This window comes from Myceligenerans halotolerans (genome assembly GCF_054782975.1).
In genome coordinates this window covers 56,332-72,926 of sequence record NZ_BAAGRL010000008.1, presented here as the reverse complement: position 1 = coordinate 72,926, position 16,595 = coordinate 56,332, and the positions used below count along the sequence as shown (strand labels likewise).

13 protein-coding genes are annotated in these 16,595 nt (G+C 66.7%); 9 read left to right on the top strand and 4 right to left on the bottom strand.

What is annotated here, in order from left to right; genetic code table 11:
• Nucleotides 1-13 precede the first annotated feature (13 nt).
• Together ACYVK5_RS07575 and ACYVK5_RS07570 are read left to right on the top strand one after the other, a co-directional pair.
• Complete coding sequence (locus tag ACYVK5_RS07575; protein ID WP_460703452.1) at nt 14-991, top strand: glycosyl hydrolase family 32; 978 nt, start codon at nt 14-16, stop codon at nt 989-991.
• 82 nt (nt 992-1,073) lie between these two features.
• Nucleotides 1,074-2,414: a right-handed parallel beta-helix repeat-containing protein gene (locus ACYVK5_RS07570; RefSeq protein WP_460703450.1), complete on the top strand. Its 1,341-nt coding sequence runs from the start codon at nt 1,074-1,076 to the stop codon at nt 2,412-2,414.
• Nucleotides 2,415-2,488: 74 nt separating this feature from the next.
• Here ACYVK5_RS07570 and ACYVK5_RS07565 read toward each other — a convergent pair whose 3' ends face one another.
• A complete protein-coding gene (locus tag ACYVK5_RS07565; RefSeq protein WP_460703448.1) occupies nt 2,489-4,735 on the bottom strand; it encodes a ricin-type beta-trefoil lectin domain protein in 2,247 nt (748 codons plus the stop codon).
• A gap of 106 nt (nt 4,736-4,841) precedes the next feature.
• Nucleotides 4,842-6,032, bottom strand: coding sequence for a NosD domain-containing protein (locus ACYVK5_RS07560; protein WP_460703446.1), 1,191 nt, complete (start codon nt 6,030-6,032; stop codon nt 4,842-4,844).
• Between the two features lie 167 nt (nt 6,033-6,199).
• Here ACYVK5_RS07560 and ACYVK5_RS07555 point away from each other — a divergent pair, with 167 nt between their 5' ends.
• Both ACYVK5_RS07555 and ACYVK5_RS07550 read left to right on the top strand, forming a co-directional pair.
• The gene (locus ACYVK5_RS07555) at nt 6,200-6,463 is read left to right on the top strand and encodes a hypothetical protein (protein WP_460703444.1); all 264 of its coding nucleotides are present in this window, start codon (nt 6,200-6,202) and stop codon (nt 6,461-6,463) included.
• Nucleotides 6,464-6,563: 100 nt separating this feature from the next.
• Nucleotides 6,564-7,514 (top strand): lipid kinase, encoded by a 951-nt coding sequence (locus ACYVK5_RS07550; protein ID WP_460703442.1) that lies wholly within the window; start codon nt 6,564-6,566, stop codon nt 7,512-7,514.
• A 103-nt stretch (nt 7,515-7,617) separates the two neighbouring features.
• On the opposite strand, the gene ACYVK5_RS07545 is transcribed toward ACYVK5_RS07550, so the two are convergent.
• On the bottom strand, nt 7,618-8,808 hold the full coding sequence (locus ACYVK5_RS07545; protein WP_460703440.1) for a N(5)-(carboxyethyl)ornithine synthase: 1,191 nt from the start codon (nt 8,806-8,808) through the stop codon (nt 7,618-7,620).
• A 275-nt stretch (nt 8,809-9,083) separates the two neighbouring features.
• Between ACYVK5_RS07545 and ACYVK5_RS07540 the strand changes: the two genes are divergently transcribed.
• The 5 genes from ACYVK5_RS07540 (at nt 9,084) to ACYVK5_RS07520 (ending at nt 15,955) form a co-directional block, all read left to right on the top strand.
• Entirely contained in the window at nt 9,084-13,028 is a 3,945-nt protein-coding gene (locus ACYVK5_RS07540; RefSeq protein ID WP_460703438.1) for an NACHT and WD repeat domain-containing protein, read from the top strand.
• Between the two features lie 81 nt (nt 13,029-13,109).
• The gene (locus ACYVK5_RS07535; protein WP_460703436.1) at nt 13,110-13,688 is read left to right on the top strand and encodes a DUF6232 family protein; all 579 of its coding nucleotides are present in this window, start codon (nt 13,110-13,112) and stop codon (nt 13,686-13,688) included.
• Nucleotides 13,685-14,029 (top strand): hypothetical protein, encoded by a 345-nt coding sequence (locus tag ACYVK5_RS07530; RefSeq protein ID WP_460703434.1) that lies wholly within the window; start codon nt 13,685-13,687, stop codon nt 14,027-14,029. Before ACYVK5_RS07535 ends, ACYVK5_RS07530 begins: the two co-directional genes overlap by 4 nt.
• A 303-nt stretch (nt 14,030-14,332) precedes the next feature.
• The gene (locus ACYVK5_RS07525; protein ID WP_460703432.1) at nt 14,333-14,740 is read left to right on the top strand and encodes a hypothetical protein; all 408 of its coding nucleotides are present in this window, start codon (nt 14,333-14,335) and stop codon (nt 14,738-14,740) included.
• A 279-nt stretch (nt 14,741-15,019) separates the two neighbouring features.
• Nucleotides 15,020-15,955 (top strand): expansin EXLX1 family cellulose-binding protein, encoded by a 936-nt coding sequence (locus tag ACYVK5_RS07520; RefSeq protein WP_460703430.1) that lies wholly within the window; start codon nt 15,020-15,022, stop codon nt 15,953-15,955.
• Nucleotides 15,956-16,038: 83 nt separating this feature from the next.
• On the opposite strand, the gene ACYVK5_RS07515 is transcribed toward ACYVK5_RS07520, so the two are convergent.
• Complete coding sequence (locus ACYVK5_RS07515) at nt 16,039-16,461, bottom strand: VOC family protein (protein ID WP_460703428.1); 423 nt, start codon at nt 16,459-16,461, stop codon at nt 16,039-16,041.
• Nucleotides 16,462-16,595: the final 134 nt, after the last annotated feature.

The following is a 16,595-nucleotide window of genomic DNA, read 5'->3' as shown; positions in this document are numbered from 1 at the left end:
GGTACACACACAGATGCTTCGCCTTGCCTCGTCGTGGGTATGGGACTTCTGGATCGCCGATGACGGCGATCGCTATCACCTCTTCTTCCTCAAGGCATCACGCGCTCTTCTGGATCCCGATCGGCGACACTGGCGGGCGACCATCGGGCATGCGACATCGACGGATCTCACGAATTGGACCGAACACGCAGACGCCGTCATCCCCGATGAATCGCCGGCCTTCGACGACCTCGCAACCTGGACAGGGTCCGTTGTGCGCGACGACGACGGGATGTGGCGGATGTTCTACACCGCGGTCAGCCGCGCCGAAGGCGGGCTGCAGCAGCGCATCAGCTCCGTGGTCTCGGCAGATCTCTTCACCTGGCACCGAGAGCCCGGACGACAGGTCCTCGTACCCGACCCCCACTGGTATGAAACGGCCGACACCAGGAAGTGGCCGGATCAGGCGTGGCGTGATCCGTGGGTCTTCCGCGACGGCGGCACGTGGCACATGCTGATCACGGCGCGCGCGAACGATGGCGACGCCGATGACAGGGGAGTGATCGGCCACGCGACGTCGCCCGATCTGGTCGAGTGGACCGTTCAGCCGCCGCTGTCGCGCCCGGGTGCGGGGTTCGGCCACATCGAGGTCGTGCAGACCGCGACCGTCGCCGGGCAGCCGGTCGGGATCTTCTCCTGCCTCGGATCCGAGCTGTCGAACGGGCGTCGCGCGGGTGATCCGATCGGCGGCGTGTGGGCTTTCCCGACCGACTCTCTCGCCGGGCCGTTCCCGACGGAGGAGTCGTACCGGATCACCGACGAGCGCCTCTACGTCGGGCGGCTTGTCGAGGACCGCGCCGGGCAGTGGCGGCTGCTGGCGTTCCGGAACGACGACGGACACGGCGGCTGGGTAGGGGAGATCACGGACCCGCAGCCAGTCGGCTGGGTCGATGGACGGCTCACGATCCTTGAGAGCAGCGCGCTTCCGGCTGAAAGCGGAGTCCTCTCGTGAAAACGGGCGCGTTCGAGCGCCGCCGGACCAGCTCGTTCTCGACGCCGGCACGGCAGACGCCATGACATCAAGGAGAGAACCCATGTCGAGCGCCAACCACTACGACGTGACGACGTGGCCCGTCGGGAACCCGGTCGAGGACATCGGCGAGGTCATCAACAGCATCATCGCGGACGTCAAGCGACGTCAGGCGGAGACCGATGTCGATGACGGAGGAAAGCCCGGCGCGGTGATCTACATCCCGCCGGGGGACTACCGCCTTCGGACGCAGGTCGTGATCGACATCAGCTTCCTCAGGATCGAGGGTTCGGGACACGGCTTCACGTCCTCGAGCATCCGCTTCAACGTTCCCGAGGACGAGTGGCCCGACCTGCACGAGCTGTGGCCCGGAGGCAGCCGGATCCTCGTCGACACTCCCGTCGGCGCAGGCGCGGACGAGTCCAAGGGCGCGGCCTTCCATGTCGAGCGCAGTGGGAGCCCGCGGATCAGCTCGCTCGAGTTCTCGAACTTCTGCATCGACGGACTGCACTTCGACGCCGACGGCTCGGAGCTGCGGCCGGAGAACACCTACAGCAACCTCAAGACAGGCATCTACGTCGCGAGTGCCAACGACTCGTTACGCGTCAACGGCATGGGATTCGTCTACCTCGAGCACGCGCTCACCATTCACAACGCGGACGCGTTGTCCATCCACGACAACTTCATCGCCGAATGCGGGAGCTGCATCGAGCTGCGCGGGTGGGGGCAGGCCTCGAAGATCACCGACAACCTGATCGGCGCCGGCTTCAAGGGGCACTCGATCTATGCCGAGAATCACGGTGGTCTCCTGATCACTGCCAACAACGTCTTCCCTCGGGGAGCGAGCAGCGTTCATCTCCGTGGAGTGACACGCTCGAGTGTCAGCAACAACCGCCTGCACTCGTTCTACCCCGGCATGGTTGTTCTCGAGTCGATGAGCTCGGAGAACCTCATCTCCTCCAACCATTTCCTGCGGGACCGAGAACCCTGGGCGCCCTTCCTGGGGATCGACAACGGTGTGGAGGACACCTACGGGCTTCTTCACGTGAGCGGCAGCAACAACTCGATCATCGGCAACCACTTCTCGGAGATCGTCGATACGCAGAGCATCCGGCCCTCGGGCTCGACGCCGGTCATCATCCGAGTGGCGGCAGGGTCCGGCAACTACGTCTCCAGCAATCACGTCGTCGCCCTGGATGTTCATGCCGCCACGAGCGAGTCCTGCTTCGAGGCCCAGGTGGATGCCTTGCTGGCGACCGATGCCGCGGACGGTCTCACCGTGACGACGGTGACGGTCGACCCCGCATCGGTTCGGAACACGGTCCTCGACTCCGGAACCGAGGCCCAGGTTGTCGTCGACCGGAGCGCCAACGCTGTGCGGGCGACGCCGGCGATCGGCTCGTAGCTCGTCGTGGGTGAAGCCCGTCGTACCCAGATCAAGCGGGGTACGACGGGCTCTGGTCATGCGCCACCTACCGATCAGGCCGGTCCTGTCCAGATCTGATTCGGGCCGCCGATGCAGTCCCAGGTGATCAGCTGCCGTCCGTTCGTCGTGTCACCGGAGTCCAGGTCGACGCAGCGTCCGGAGGCGACGTTCCTGATACCGCTGTCCGCGGTGCGACTCCACTGCTGATACTTGGCACCGAAGACGCAGGATCCCGCCGTGATCTCGCTCCCGTTGGCGTAGCCGGAGGCAAGCTGCATGCACAGGCCGTCCGAGGTCAGCGTGCCGTCAGAGTTCAGGCGCCACATCTGGTTGCCGAGTCCGTTGCACGTCCAGATCTGGACCTTTCGGGACGCTGCATCGAGATCCACGCAGGACGAGGTCGTTCCCCAGCTGATCTCGCTGGTTCCGGCGACATAGGTCGGGCCGACCCAGCTCTGGTTCCGCGTGCCTACGCAGTCGTAGATCTGCAGTTGCCGGCCGTTGCTGAAGTCGGCGTCGGGGATGTCGAGACAGCGCCCTGACTCGAGATTGATGAGTGATCCGAAGTTGCCCTGCCGCCACTGCTGGTTGGCGGCCCCGGTGCACGGCGCGACGTTCACCAGGGTGAAATTCGAGGTCTGGCCTGGCGGAACCTCGGCGCATACCCCGCCCGTGGAGAGCCTGCCTCGATTGTCCAGTTCCCAGGATTGCTGGGAGTTTCCGAGGCAGTCCCAGACCTGTACTCGGCCCGAGGCGACATCCCGGTCGATGCACTTGTCCTGTCGCCCCGTCGACACGACGGCACTGTCGGGTGCTGTGCCCGCGGGGGCAGGTTCCCAGGTCGACGCGATGCGGGAGAAGCTCAGCGAGACCAGCGATACCGAGCCACCCGATGCGTAGAGCTGGATTCCTTGGCTTCCTGCCGACGAGTCGAACGAGACGTTGTCACTCACGACCATCTTGCCGTCGTTCCCGAACACCTCGAGCTGCCCTCGATCGACGAGGAGCCGAACCTTCACCACGTCCGAGATCGGGGGCATCGACTGCCCGTAGAGCGTCTGCTCGGTGACCGAGTAGGAGACGGTCCGATCGCTTGAACCGTCCGTGCGCGCGTGCAGCCGGAAGCCGAACTCGGACGCCGTCGCACTGCCGACGTCGAACACCGCGTCGATCTCGTAGGTGTCCGCGAACTCGCCGATGAACGGGTCGCTTGCGGCGTCGGTGGTGATGGTGCGCGGTCCCCACGTCCGGGTCGTCTCGCGAATCGCCGCGATCTCAGGTACCGGGGTGCGGGTGATCCGGATGCCCTCTGGATATGTCCTGAGCGCGAGATCGACAGGGAACGACGCGTTGCCCGTCCAGGTGACGCCGGCATTGCTGGGCTGCCAGCCCATCTGCACCACCCTCCCGCCGGGCAGCTGGTTGAACGTCAGCGGGGCGTACCAGGTGGAAGGAGCGAACGCGGCCCCGGAGATGCCCCACTCCATGCGCTGCGGGCTCGTCCAGTCCGAGACGAACATGCCGGACTCGTCGAGGGAACCGATCACATACTCGCCGCTGGCATCCTGCAGAACCCACTTCTCGTGGGACGGGTCGCCGTCGACAGGGAGTTTGTAGAGATCGGGGCACTCGGAGAACCAGTCCGCCTCGTAGACTCCGCGATGGGTCCAGTCGAGCAAATTGGTGGATGTGTAGAACACGGCTCCGGCACCGGCCTGATAGGTCACCATCTCCCAGCGCTCGTGCGCCGCGTCCCACTGAACTTTCGGGTCACGGCTCTCGACCGGGTTGTCGATGACCTTGTCGCCGTCGTCGTACATCTGGAAGGTCTTCGCACCATCGGTCGAGTACGCGATGCTGACGCCCTCGGTGTTCGTGAACAGAAGGATCGGATCGTGGCTCCCGGATTTCAGCCCCGTGACGTTGTCCTCGTCGACCCAGCCGGCGCCGGACCAGAGATTGCCAGGGTGGACTCCTGGTTCGAGCGCGATCGGCTGCTGCTCCCAGTGCACCAGGTCGGTGCTCGTCGCGTGGCCCCAGTGGACCGTGTCCCATTCGAGGCCGTGCGGGTTGTGCTGGAAGAAGATGTGGTAGACGCCCCGGTAGTGGAGCGGCGCATTGATGTCATTCATGAAGCCGCTCTGCGGGCTGAAATGGAACTGCCCGCGAAAAGCTTCCGTGTAGTCGGTGGCCGCGTAAGGGTACTCCGGATAGTCGGCCGCGGTGCCGGCAGCCGCCGTCGGGGCTTTCGGCGGGTAGACCACCAGCCCCGATACGGCAAGGACGAGTGCAAGGGCCATCGTGACGATTGCGTGGCCTCGGTGGGCGCGTTGAAGAGACATGTGACTCCGTACTGACGTCGTTGTCGGTCGGATGCGGACGTGGATGCGGATGCGGGTGCGCGGACTACGGCGTCGCGCGGAATCCGAACGTCGCGCCGCCCAGGGCCTCGAACTCTGACGAACTTCCGCAGTCGAGGACCTTGGTGTCGGTGGTGCTGCCGTCGAGGACGACCGCATTCACCGCGACGTTCGCGGCATGGTGGTTCGTGGCGATGTAGTTGTTGTCGCCGGACTTCACGAGCACCATGGTCGGCTTCGCGCCGGACGGCGTGATGTCGCCGCCCGGGGCGTCGAACGAGAAGTGGTTCGAGGTGACCGTGTTCCCCGAGCCCCGTACATGGACCAGGCCGAACAGGTCGTCCTCCGGGTGCGGAGTGTTCTGGAACACGGGGAACGTCTCCGCGTTGCGCAGGAAGTGGTTTGCCGAGACGAGGTTGTTGTGGCATCCCCCTTCCATCGTGATCATGCCCGAGTAGAAGGCGTGCAGACGATTCGCGGAGACCATGTTGTTCACGGCGTTCTTCAGGTGCACGGAACTCTTTCCGCGCGGGAAGATGTTGTTGCCGGAGATGATCAGGCCGAAGTGGCCCTCGGCGAAGATCGAGAATCCTGCGGGACCGGCCCCGATCAGGTTGTCGTTGACCATGCTCGCCTGCCCGGAGCCGACGAGCTCGACGCAGCTGCCGCATTCGCAGAGGAAGTTGTCCGTGATGTGAAGAGCGTCGGCCTCGACGATCACGATCGCTCGTTCGAGGTAGACCATCCCCATCCCGGTGATCCGGAGCGAGTCGGTGGGCGTGGTCGAGCGGATTCCGGTCTTCCCGTTCTGGTAGCTGTTCTGGTCCGGAGTGAACGACACGCCGTCCAGGCAGAAATCCACCAGCTCGATGGAGCTCAGCCGGGGGAGACCGCCCCTGTCGATGAGGATCGCTTCCGCGTTCCCGTCGGTGTTCTCGACCCGGATGCGGCTTCCGCCCGGCCAGATCTCGTGCCAGGAGGACGTGTCACCGGAGTTGTACCGGATGCTGGAGGAGGTGAACCCGTGTCCCGAGCCCTTGATCTGCAGATAGCTGATATCGATCAGGATGCGCGTCTTCAGGGAGTAGTCGCCCGGTGGGATGTAGATCACGGCGCCGGGCTTGGAGTCCTGCGAAGGCTGATTCGCCTTGATGTCGGCGATGATGCTGTTGATGATCGCACCGATGTCGTCCTCCGCGGTCGTCGCGGGGCTGCCCGGAATGGTCCAGGTCGTCACGTCGTAGATTGTTGACGGCATTGTCATCCCATCTCGTTGTCTGAACTGACTTTCGAGCGAAGGCTCAGAGCACCCCGAGCAGAGTCGGGTGGGGGCGCGTGGGCGGAGTCTCGCTGACTGCGGCCGCAGGCGGCGCCGGCGCCGCGTCTGCGCGGGTGGGGAACAGGGTGACGCACCCTGCCGCCAGTGCGGCGGAGCCGACCAAGAGGAATGCTCTGCGCGGCATTTCAGCAGGCGGGAACGAACTCGATTCAGCCATCGTCATGTGCTCCTTTGCCACACGATGCCAAAAGGATTTGGCAAATCTGGATCGCTCCGACCTTAAGGTGCAGGATGTGATGGGTCAAGAGGGGGTTGGAGCTTTGGCGGTTTTTGGCAACGCCGCCGCAGTCGAGGTCACCACCCGGATCTGCGCACCCGACCCGACCTGACATCCCCGCCCCGGTGGGCTGACCGGAACGGGTCGGCTCATAGGCAGGGAGCAGTGCACACCCAGTGGGCAGCCAGGATTCCGACCTACGGTCAACGCTTGTGAAGACGATCAATCTGCTGTCCGAGCCCGGCGCGCGCGTCGACCTCGTGGTCAACACCGGCGCGCGCAGCGGCGCGGCCGCGCTGGCGACGGTCCGGGAGGTGCTCGTCGCCGATGGCGTCCGGGACCTGCGGACGCACGAGGTGACGTCGGGTGACGCGCTCGTCGCGACCCTGGACCGGATCATGGTGGACCCGCCGCGGTTGCTGGTCGTGGGTGGCGGTGACGGTACCGCCGGCGCGGCCGCGGCCCGTGTCGCGGGAACGAGGACGGTGCTGGGTGTGCTCCCGCTGGGCACCGCCAACGACTTCGCGCGGACGCTGGAGCTGTCGCCGGACCCTGCCGTGGCCGCCCGCGAGATGCTCGGCGGGAAGGTGGTGGACCTCGACGTGGGGCGGGTGAACGGGAGCACCTACCTGAACGTCGCCTCGTTCGGCCTGTCGGTGGAGGTCACCCGCCGGCTGGCGCCGCGCCTGAAGCGTTTCCTCGGCCCGGCGGCCTACGCGGTGGCGACGGTGTGCGCGTTCCGGCACCACCGGCCGTTCGCGGCCCGGCTGGAGTTTCCCGACGGCGACCATGAGCCGCTGGAACTCGACGAGCTGCTGCAGGTCGCCGTCGGGAGCGGGAGGCACTACGGCGGCGGCAACAGCGTGTCGCCGACGGCGTCGCTCGACGACGGACTGCTGGACGTGTACGCCATCGTCAAGGGCCGGCTGCGTGACCACGTGTCCATCGCGCGGCTGCTCCGGGACGGCAGCCTCATCGAGCACGACCGGGTGCGGCACGTCGTGACCAGGGCCGTCGACGTCGTCACGACCGAGCCGATGCCGGTCAACCTGGACGGTGAGCTCGCGGCGACGACCCCGGCGGCGTTCCGGGTCGACCGCAACGCCCTGCACGTAGCGGTGCCGGCCCGGAGTCGGGCGGCGCGGCTCGACGACGGGGCGTGAGCCGGCGTTGCCGGAGCGCCCGATGACCGACCGGATCCGAGCATGATCCTGTGCCGTTCGTTCGGCCTCGCGCCGGCGTCACCGACGTGCCGGCACGGAATCCCTAGGCAGTCCGAGCGTGCGGATACGCCGGCTCGCGGTCCTGAAAACTCAGGATGCTCTGGTTCTGGATGACGCCGTCGCGGATCTCGATCGCGCGGGAGAGCGTGAGGCTCTCTTCCCACGCCGTCGGACCTTCCATGACGGTGCGCAGGAACGGCAGGATCGCCTCGCTGATCTCCCACGTCGCCGAGTTCCACAGGTACGACGGGCTGTGGTCGACGGCGTAGTAGGCCACACCTCGGCCGACCGTGAACATCGGCTCGTCGAACGTGGTGGGCCTCGCCCAGTCGAAACCCATCCCCTCGTCGCACGAGACGTCGACGATCAGGCTTCCCGAGGCGAAATGCTCCAGGTCCTCGGTCCTCAGGTAGGTCAACGGTGCGGCGACGTCCTGGAGCGTGCAGTTGACGACGATGTCGTGCGATGCCAGGAACTCGGGGAGCAGGACGTCGCCGGTCTCTGTGAGGACCTCGCTGAGGTGGGTCGGGCCCTCGTCGGTGTTGAGCTGGGTGATGTGTGCGGTGTGGATCGGCGAGGCGACCGCCGCGACACCGCGCTGCGTGAGGACCTGGATGTCATGGATCCCGTGCGCCTTGAGCGCGGTCACGGCACCTCGTGCCGTGGCGCCGAACCCGATGACGACCGCGCTGAGTCGTGGCCCGTAGTCACCGGTCGAGCCGACCAGACTCAACGCGTGCAGGACGGAGCAGTACCCGGCGAGCTCGTTGTTCTTGTGGAACACGTGCAGGCTCACATCGCCCCGGCGGGTCCAGTGGTTCATCGCCTCGAAGGCGATCAGCGTGAGCCGGCTGTCGATCGCCGTCTGCGTCATTCCGGCATCCTGGACGCAGTGCGGCCACCCCCACAGCACGCGGCCCTCGGGAATCGCCGCCACGTCCGCCGCTTGCGGCTTGGGCAGAAGCAGCACGTCAGCGGATCCGAGCACCTCGGAGCGTTCCGCGACCCGACCCACGCGTGCCTCGAGGTAACCGGGTTCCAGCTGGAAGTCGGCGCCGTAGCCACGCTCGACGATCATCCGTGCGCGCACGTCCGGGTCGATCCGGTCCAGGTGATCGGGATGTAGCGGCAGTCGCCGCTCGTTCTCCATCGAGGAGTCTGCCAGCAGCCCGAGGGTGAGCAGAGCCGGGACGGCAGGGGACAGGTGAGCGGCGTCGGAAATCGGGCTTCCCATCATTGGGGAACCAAGGTCAGTTCCTGCCGCCACTGTACGCCGATCTCCCGCGAGACATGACCGAGAGTGCAGCCCCCAGCCCTGGCGACGGCAGCCGATCCGACCGTCCGTCCGGTTGCGCGACTTGCGTGGATGGGTACTGTATGGCCCATCCGAGCCGGGGAGCCTGTTGACCAGCAGGTTTGCCGAATGCAGGAGGCTCGGTCGTCATGTTTCACCCATGTTCCACGTGCACTGCCGAGCGCCCCCGTCTCCCCAGATGATGGAACCCCCTGATGCCTGATGCCGTTCCGAGCAATGAAGCATGGACCGAGCGACGCAGAGCCTTCGAAGAGGCTGCCGATGGTGACCCCGATGCCGTGGCGCGGGCGCTGAACTCTGTTCGTGACCGCAAGGGGCTGAGCCTTGGCCAGCTGAGCAAGATGGCGGCTCCTGCAGGGAAGACGACGATCCAGAACTGGCTGACGGCCGTCTCCGTCCCCCAGGCGGGTAACCGCGGGTCGTTCGACAAGCTCCTGGACGTTCTCGACGTGGTCGATCCGCCCGGTACTCCCGCGGGCGTCGGTCACGACGACTGGTGGAATGCTCTGCGTCGGCAGGGAAACCGCAGGGCCCGCGGGCTGGACACCGAGTCTCCGTATCCCGGCATGCGTCCGTTCGATCTGGAGACCGCGCGGTTCTTCCCTGGCCGGGCGGAGACGGTCGACGGGCTACGGGATCGGATCCGACGTCGGCTGGCCGGGCAGGAGCGGCCGCTGCTCCTGGTCACCGGGCGTTCCGGAATCGGGAAGTCGTCCCTTGTCGCCGCCGCGGTGCGGGAGCTGGGTGCCGAGGAACAGGCGCCGGTCATCGTCACGCCGTCGCCGTCGGCCGTCGCGGCATTGGCGTCGGTCAGCGCCGCGCAACCCACAACGCCTACGGTGCTGGTCCTGGACCAGGCGGAGTCGTTGTGGTCAGGGGACGACGAGGACCGACGCGCCGAGATTCTTCGGGCGATCGCCGAGATCCAGGAACACCGCGAACATGTCGCGGTCGTGATGATCCTGAGGTCGGACGCGATCGAACTGGCGTCGGACAACGCGACGCTGCGCGGTGCCCTGGAGCACGCGCACTTCGTCGTCGGGCCGATCTCTCGCGACGACGCACGCGAGATCATCGTCGGCCCCACGAGTGAAGGCGGGATCACGGTCGATCCGGGACTCGTGGACGTGATCCTGAAGGATGCCGGGGCAGATCCGGCATTGTCGGATCGGGCCGCGGTCAATGCTCTCGTCGGGGCGCTTCCGCTGTTGTCGCAGACCATGCGCAATCTCTGGGAGCAGAGAGCCGTCGCGGATCGGATCACGCTCGCCGACTACACGCGGGCCGGGGGTGTGACGACGTCGATCGAGGCCGCCGGGGATGCGGCCTACGAGAGTCTCTCCGACGCGGCGAAAGAGGTCTGGTGGCCTGTCCTGCGAGAGATGATCCGTGTGGAGTCCGAAGCCTTCGGACGTCGTACCGTTCCCTACGAACGGTTCGCCGATCCCGCCTCGATCGAGGTGATCAGCACGCTGCGCGACGCGCATCTGCTCATGAGCGACGGCGACGGCGTCACGATCGGTCACGAACGTCTCCTGACCGCCTGGCCGCGACTTGCCAAACAGCTTGAATTCGTACGGAACTGGAGCGACGCACGCCGTCAACTCGTTCGATACTCCTCTCTCTGGGAGGAGACCGGGCGCCCCGCGGACATGCTCGCCACAGGAATCGCCCTGGACGTCGTTGCCGCTGAGCGGAACGCCGCGGACGGCGGCGACGGTCAGGTCGAGGACGATCTCACGCACAGTGAGCGCGAGTTCCTCGCGGCGGTCAGGGAAGTGCGAGACCGGCAGCTCCATGAGTCCAGGCTGGAGAACACGCGACTGCGGCGCCTGACTCGCCGGCTGAGCATCGCGACCGTCACGACGTCAGTTCTCGTGGTGATCGCCCTGGTCTCGACGATGACAGTGGGCGCGGTCGTGGCCAGCCTGAACGCGTCGCGGACCGCCGCGAGCGTCGCCCAGACCGCCGATCAGGCGCGTGACATCGAAGCAACGTTGCCGTCCGAGGCGGCACAACTCGCGATTGCCGCGTTCTCGATGCACGACACGCCGGAGACGCGGTCGGCCCTGCTCTCGCTGACCGCCGCGGCACAGCCGCGTCGTCTCCTCGGCCCGGCCGGGCCTGGCACCCTGGCGGCGGCCGAGGACGTGATCGTCGCCGGGGGCACGAACTACACGATCAAGCTCCTCGCCCCGCAGACGGGGGAGACGCTGCAGACCATCAGCGCGCCGTCGTCGCACACCTACGCTCTTGACGTCGTCGACGCCGGCGGACGACGCCTGCTCGCCGCCAGCGGCGAAGACGTCTCGGGAGACTCCGGGCAGGGTTGTGTCTGGGACATCTCCGCGGACCCACGGCTGCTCGGTTGCGCCGAGACGCCCTCGAAGTCGGACTCCGCGACGGTCCTTCCCGACGGCAGCGGGGCGCTGTTCGGTGGCGCGGACGGCGCGATTCAGCGCCTGCGGATCAACGGCGAACGGACATCCGACCTGGGCGAGATCCCGGGACCGCAGCTCGACGACGAGCAGCCACCCTCCGCGGTCGTGGGCCTGGACACCGCAGGCAGCACGGTCATCGCCGCCGGCAACGACGGTGCGCTCGCCACACTCACAGATCCTCTCGGACGGGCACGATGGTCACGCCCCTTGGCCGTGCCGCCTGCCCTGTCGGTCACGTTGTCCGCCGACGGCGAGCGATTCGCCGTTCCGACGACGGAAGCGGGCGTCACCTTGGGGACCGTCGGAGACAGCGGGCGCCTGGCCGTGACAGGGACGGCTACCGGATTCGAGTCCTGGGTCAACCGCGTGGCGTTCCTCCCGGACGAGGGGATCGCCGCGGTCAGCTCGGACCAGACCTTGCGTTTCTTCACCTCCGACGGCGGTGCACCCACCCACGCCCGCATGCTGGCGTCCATCCCGACCGCCGTCGTGGTCACGGACACGACCGTCGTAACCTATGAAGTGGGCGGCGCCACCATGCTCTGGCCACGGGAATCCTTCCCCGAACCGGACGAACGCGGCCGTGTCTTCGCCGCCGAGACGGACGCTCTCGACAGCAGAGTCATCGCCACCGTCGGCGCCAAGGACGGACTGCTCCAAGTAGTACGGATCGAACCCGACGGGTCGCGAACCTCGCTCGACGTCCCCGGGACGAGCGTCCACACACCCTACGGAGTGGATGTCTCGCCCGACGGTGAGTTCGTCGCCAGCGCGGGAAGCGGCCACCTGCAGATCTGGCGGGTCGGCGACGCCTCGCTCAGCGAACCGACCAGCATCGAGGTGGCCCCGACCGACTCGAACATCGTGAGCGCGACGTACTCACCCGACGGTGCCCGTATCGCGGTGTACAACGCGGTGGAACCTGCGCTCATCCTGTACGACGTCGAGGCGGATCCCGCGGACGACGGCGCAGGCGTTCGCCTCACCATGAACTCGAAGATCCCGGTGAACACCGGCTACGTCGCCTTCGCGGACGCCGACACCCTCGTCGTCACGGACGAGGCAAACGCCGTCGTCGACGACGAAGTCGCCTGGAGGCTGCTGCTGTGGGACCTGTCCGCCGGCCGCGAGATCGGGTCCGTCCAGATGGGGGACCAGCGCACCGTCGCGCTCGCCGCTCGGCCTGACCATCCAGGGCAGATGGCATTCGCGACCGAGAGCCGCGAGGCCGGCATCCTCGATATCTCCGACCCGTCAGACCCTCGGGAGCTGTCGCGGATCTCCGAGATCCCCGATGCGCCGCGCGACATCGCGTTCGACTCCTCCGGAACCCAGATCGTGATCGCCACGGCCAGCAGCGTCGAGGTCCGCGACGTCAGCCGCGACGGGCACGAGATCTCCGAGCCGGAACTCCGCCTCGTCGGCCCGCTGCGAACTCAGATCGCCGACGCCGCCTTCCTCGACAACGACACCCGGATGGTCGCCTCGACCTACAGCGGCCACCTGTGGTGGTGGGACCTGAATCCGGAACGCGCCATCACCACGATCTGCTCGAGCGTCGGCACCCCGGTCACGCTCGCCGAGGCCCAAGCCCTCGCACCGGCCATCCCCGACGACGCCACCCTGTGCCAGGCCCCGCCCGTTCGGGATCGTTCGGAACCTGCCAAACCTGCCGATCAGCGCCCTGACCTTGGATAACGTGACGACTGTCCACAGGAAGCCCCGAGCGATCGGGACGACTTCCAGTCACAGGCACCACGTACCCGAAGGAGGATCGGAGTGGCGACTTCCACACCTCAGAACGTCCGCGTAGAGCGCAGCACCCTGTTCGTCGGCGACACCACGTACCCGCTGCGGAACGTCGCGCGGACCCGGCTGCGCACCGTGTACGTGCGCCCGCCGGCCCCGGCCCCGCCCAGCTGGCCCGGCATGCTCCTGCGCGTCTCCGCATTTGCCGGCGTGATCTCGCTCCTCATCACCATTGGCGCGGTCAGCAGCGACAACGGGGGATTCGCCGTCTGGAGCTTTCTCTGGATCCTCGTCTGGGGCGCGCTCTGCTACCACGGCTACAACCAATCCAAGAAGCCCCAGCCCCAACCGAAGGCAACGAAGTACCACGCCTTCGACGTCACCACGACGGGAAGTCCGGAAAGTACTCTCGTCGCCGACGACGCGTCGGAACTCCGGAAGCTTTCCGAGGCGATCACCGACGCGATCCACGATCCGAAGCGTGAGTACGGCAGTGTCATCAACTCCTACACATTCAACAGCTCTGACACCGTCAACGTCTCTGGTGAGAATGCCGTCGGCAAGGTCGGCGGCCACGGCGCCGTGAACATCCGCGGGGGTGACTCATGACGGGCGATACCTTCCACATCTCGGGCAAGAACGTCGTCGGCGTCGTCAGGGAGAGCGGGACCGTGAACATCCGTGACGGTTCGGACTCCGAGCTCGTGGCGGCCCTTGCCGAGGTGGTCAGTCAGATCCGCGAGCTCCGACCGCTCGTTCAGGACGATGCTCACGCCGGCGCCGTACTGGACGAAGCCCTGCCGATCATCGAGAACGCCGGTCCGACCGCCACCCCGAAGGTCAGCCAAGCGCTCAACAGGAGCAAGGAAATCGCGGTGGCCCTGGGCGTCGTGGGCGTAGCGCTCCTCGACGCCGTGAACAAGGTGCTGCAACTGCTGGAGCTGCTGTAGCGGCACGGCGAGAACTGCACGACCTCGGCCGCGCGGGCAGGTGGTCGCACCACCGCGCGCCGTGGCAGTTCAGGTCGCTGGTGCCCAGACCTGACCGAATGCTGTGTGGTGCTCAGGAAGAGCGCCCTCATATGAAGGGAGAAGACGATGGCCTGCGCCTGTGTGGATGCGGACGTGCCCAAGTGCCAGTGGTGCCTCGAGGCAGAGCGTCTCGGCCGCCCGACGTCTCGCCACAGCTGCCAGTGGGGCAGCTGCTCATAGACCACCACCCGCCCAGCCCTGGCAGAAGGGACGTAGAAACCCATGGACGACGGATCGGCCGCAACCGCAGTCTTGCTCGGCTTGCCACTTCTCCTCGTGCTCGTGATCGTGGCCGGGAGATGGCAGACCATTCTAGCGAAGCGACCGCACGAGACGATCGTGAACTTCGATCCCGAGCATGCTCACCAGATCGTCGACAAGACGTTCGGCAGATTTCTCTGGGACGACATCGACGGGCCCGGCAACATCAACAAGCAGAGGCTTTCGTTCAACAGCCGTAGCAGTCCAGTCGTCATCTCGATCGACATCACCGAACTGGAAGACGGTCGAACGCACGTTCTCGCCCAGATGACAGGCTGGTCACAGAACGGGTTCGGGATGATCGGAAGCCGCGGATCGCACCTCGCCAAGAAGGTCATCAGAAAGCTCGAGCATGCTCAGGGCAGGTGAAATCTCCGAGAACGTAGTTGGACAGATGCATCCACCGCCGGCCGGGTGACCCGCGATGCTGATCGGGGCGATCTTGGCGGTCGGCGCCGTCGTCGCGGGAGTCCTCGAAGCGGTCGACGCCGCCGGATCTGCATTCTGAACCGCGATGTGGTGCTGATGGGCCGGCAACTCGTCGACGAAGGCATCCCGTAACGACCCCTTGATGAGGCATTGGTAACCTTTGCGCGGCCCGCTGTCATTGGACCGCGCACGGCGACTGGACCCTCCGAACGGACAAGCATGACGACAGCGAGGCACGTCGCACGGCTCAGCGGGCGCAGGAACCGGATCTTGTGGGGCGCCGCGGTCGCGTTGGCCGTCGTGGGCGCTCTCGCGTACCCGGTCATGGCGTCGCTCTCCGACGGCGCGGACGACACCGCGCGAACAGCGGCCGTTCCCGCCGACGGTGCCCCGGAGGCGAGCACTCCGACCCCCACCCCCACCCCGACCCCCACGGTCACCCCAACCCCGACTCCGACCCCGGCAGCCAGCCCATCCGCCCCGGCGCCGGAGCCGTCGCCCACCACGACCCCGCGGTCGACGACGGCCGCGGCCGCGTCGGCTGGGCGCATTCGCCCCGCGACCACGTACGAGGGAGTCGCCACCCACTACGAGGCCGCGGACGGCAACGGCGCCTGCCTCTTCGGCCCGAGCGACGACATGATGATCGCGGCGATGAACACGACCGACTACGAGACCTCCCAGGCGTGTGGCGCCTATGTGCTCGTGCGCGCCGAGAACGGCGCTTCGGTCACGGTACGCATCACCAACGAGTGCCCCCTGCCCTGCGCGCCCGGGCAGATCGACCTCAGCAAGCAGGCATTCGCGAAGCTCGCCGAGCTGCAGGTCGGCGAGATCCCGATCACCTGGAGCCTACTGAGCCCCGGTACGAGCGACACGATCTCCATCCGGTACAAGGACGGATCGAGCCAGTGGTGGTGCGGCATCCAGGTGATCGGCCACCGCAACCCCGTCGCGAAGCTGGAGGTCGCCGTCGGGGGCGGCTGGCGGTCGTTGCCCCGTACCGAGTACAACTACTTCCTCGCCGAGGACGGCAGCGGGTGCGGTAGCGATATCAGGATCACCGACATCTACGGCGAACGGCTCACCGTCAGCGGGCTCGCCGTGCGGGCCGACGTCGTACAGCCGACCACGGTCCAGTTCGCTCGGCACTGACGTCCCCGCCACGGAGCTTGGGGTCCTGGCGCTCGACGTGCACGGGGACCAGCAGCAACACCTTCAGAGGTTGAACGCCAAGCTCAATCGGTGTGTGCGATCAGGGCCAGCAGGTTGCCTTCGGGGTCGGGAAAGAACGCCATCCACTCCTCGACGCCGTTCTCATGCCGGTGGACCATGTGCGGGGCGCCGCTGAACTCGATACCGCGTTCGCGCAGTTCGGCGTAGGCGGCGTGGATGTCCTCGACCTGGAAGTAGATCACCGACTCGCCTGGGGCTTGTCGGCCCTCATCGGAAGCGGTGAGGAACAGCCGAATCCCGCCGCAGTCGAAGAAGGCCAGGTCACCGAAGGTATACAGGTGTGGCAGGCCGAGGGCCTCCCCGTACCACTCGACGGCGCGATCGATGTCGCTGACTCCGCGCGAGATCTGCCCGATCGCGCCCAGTCGCAGGCTCTGGCTCATCACGGTTTCCCCCGAAGACTTGGTTTTCAAGGCACTGTCCATCGGAACGCAGCCCCACGTCCGTCAAGCGTAGTGACGAGGACGCCGAATGACCCTCTCCCGGCCGGCCAGGCCGGCGTCAGCGGGATCCTCCGGAGCCAGACCCCACCGCCCCGCGCCTCACCCGCCGTCCCGGG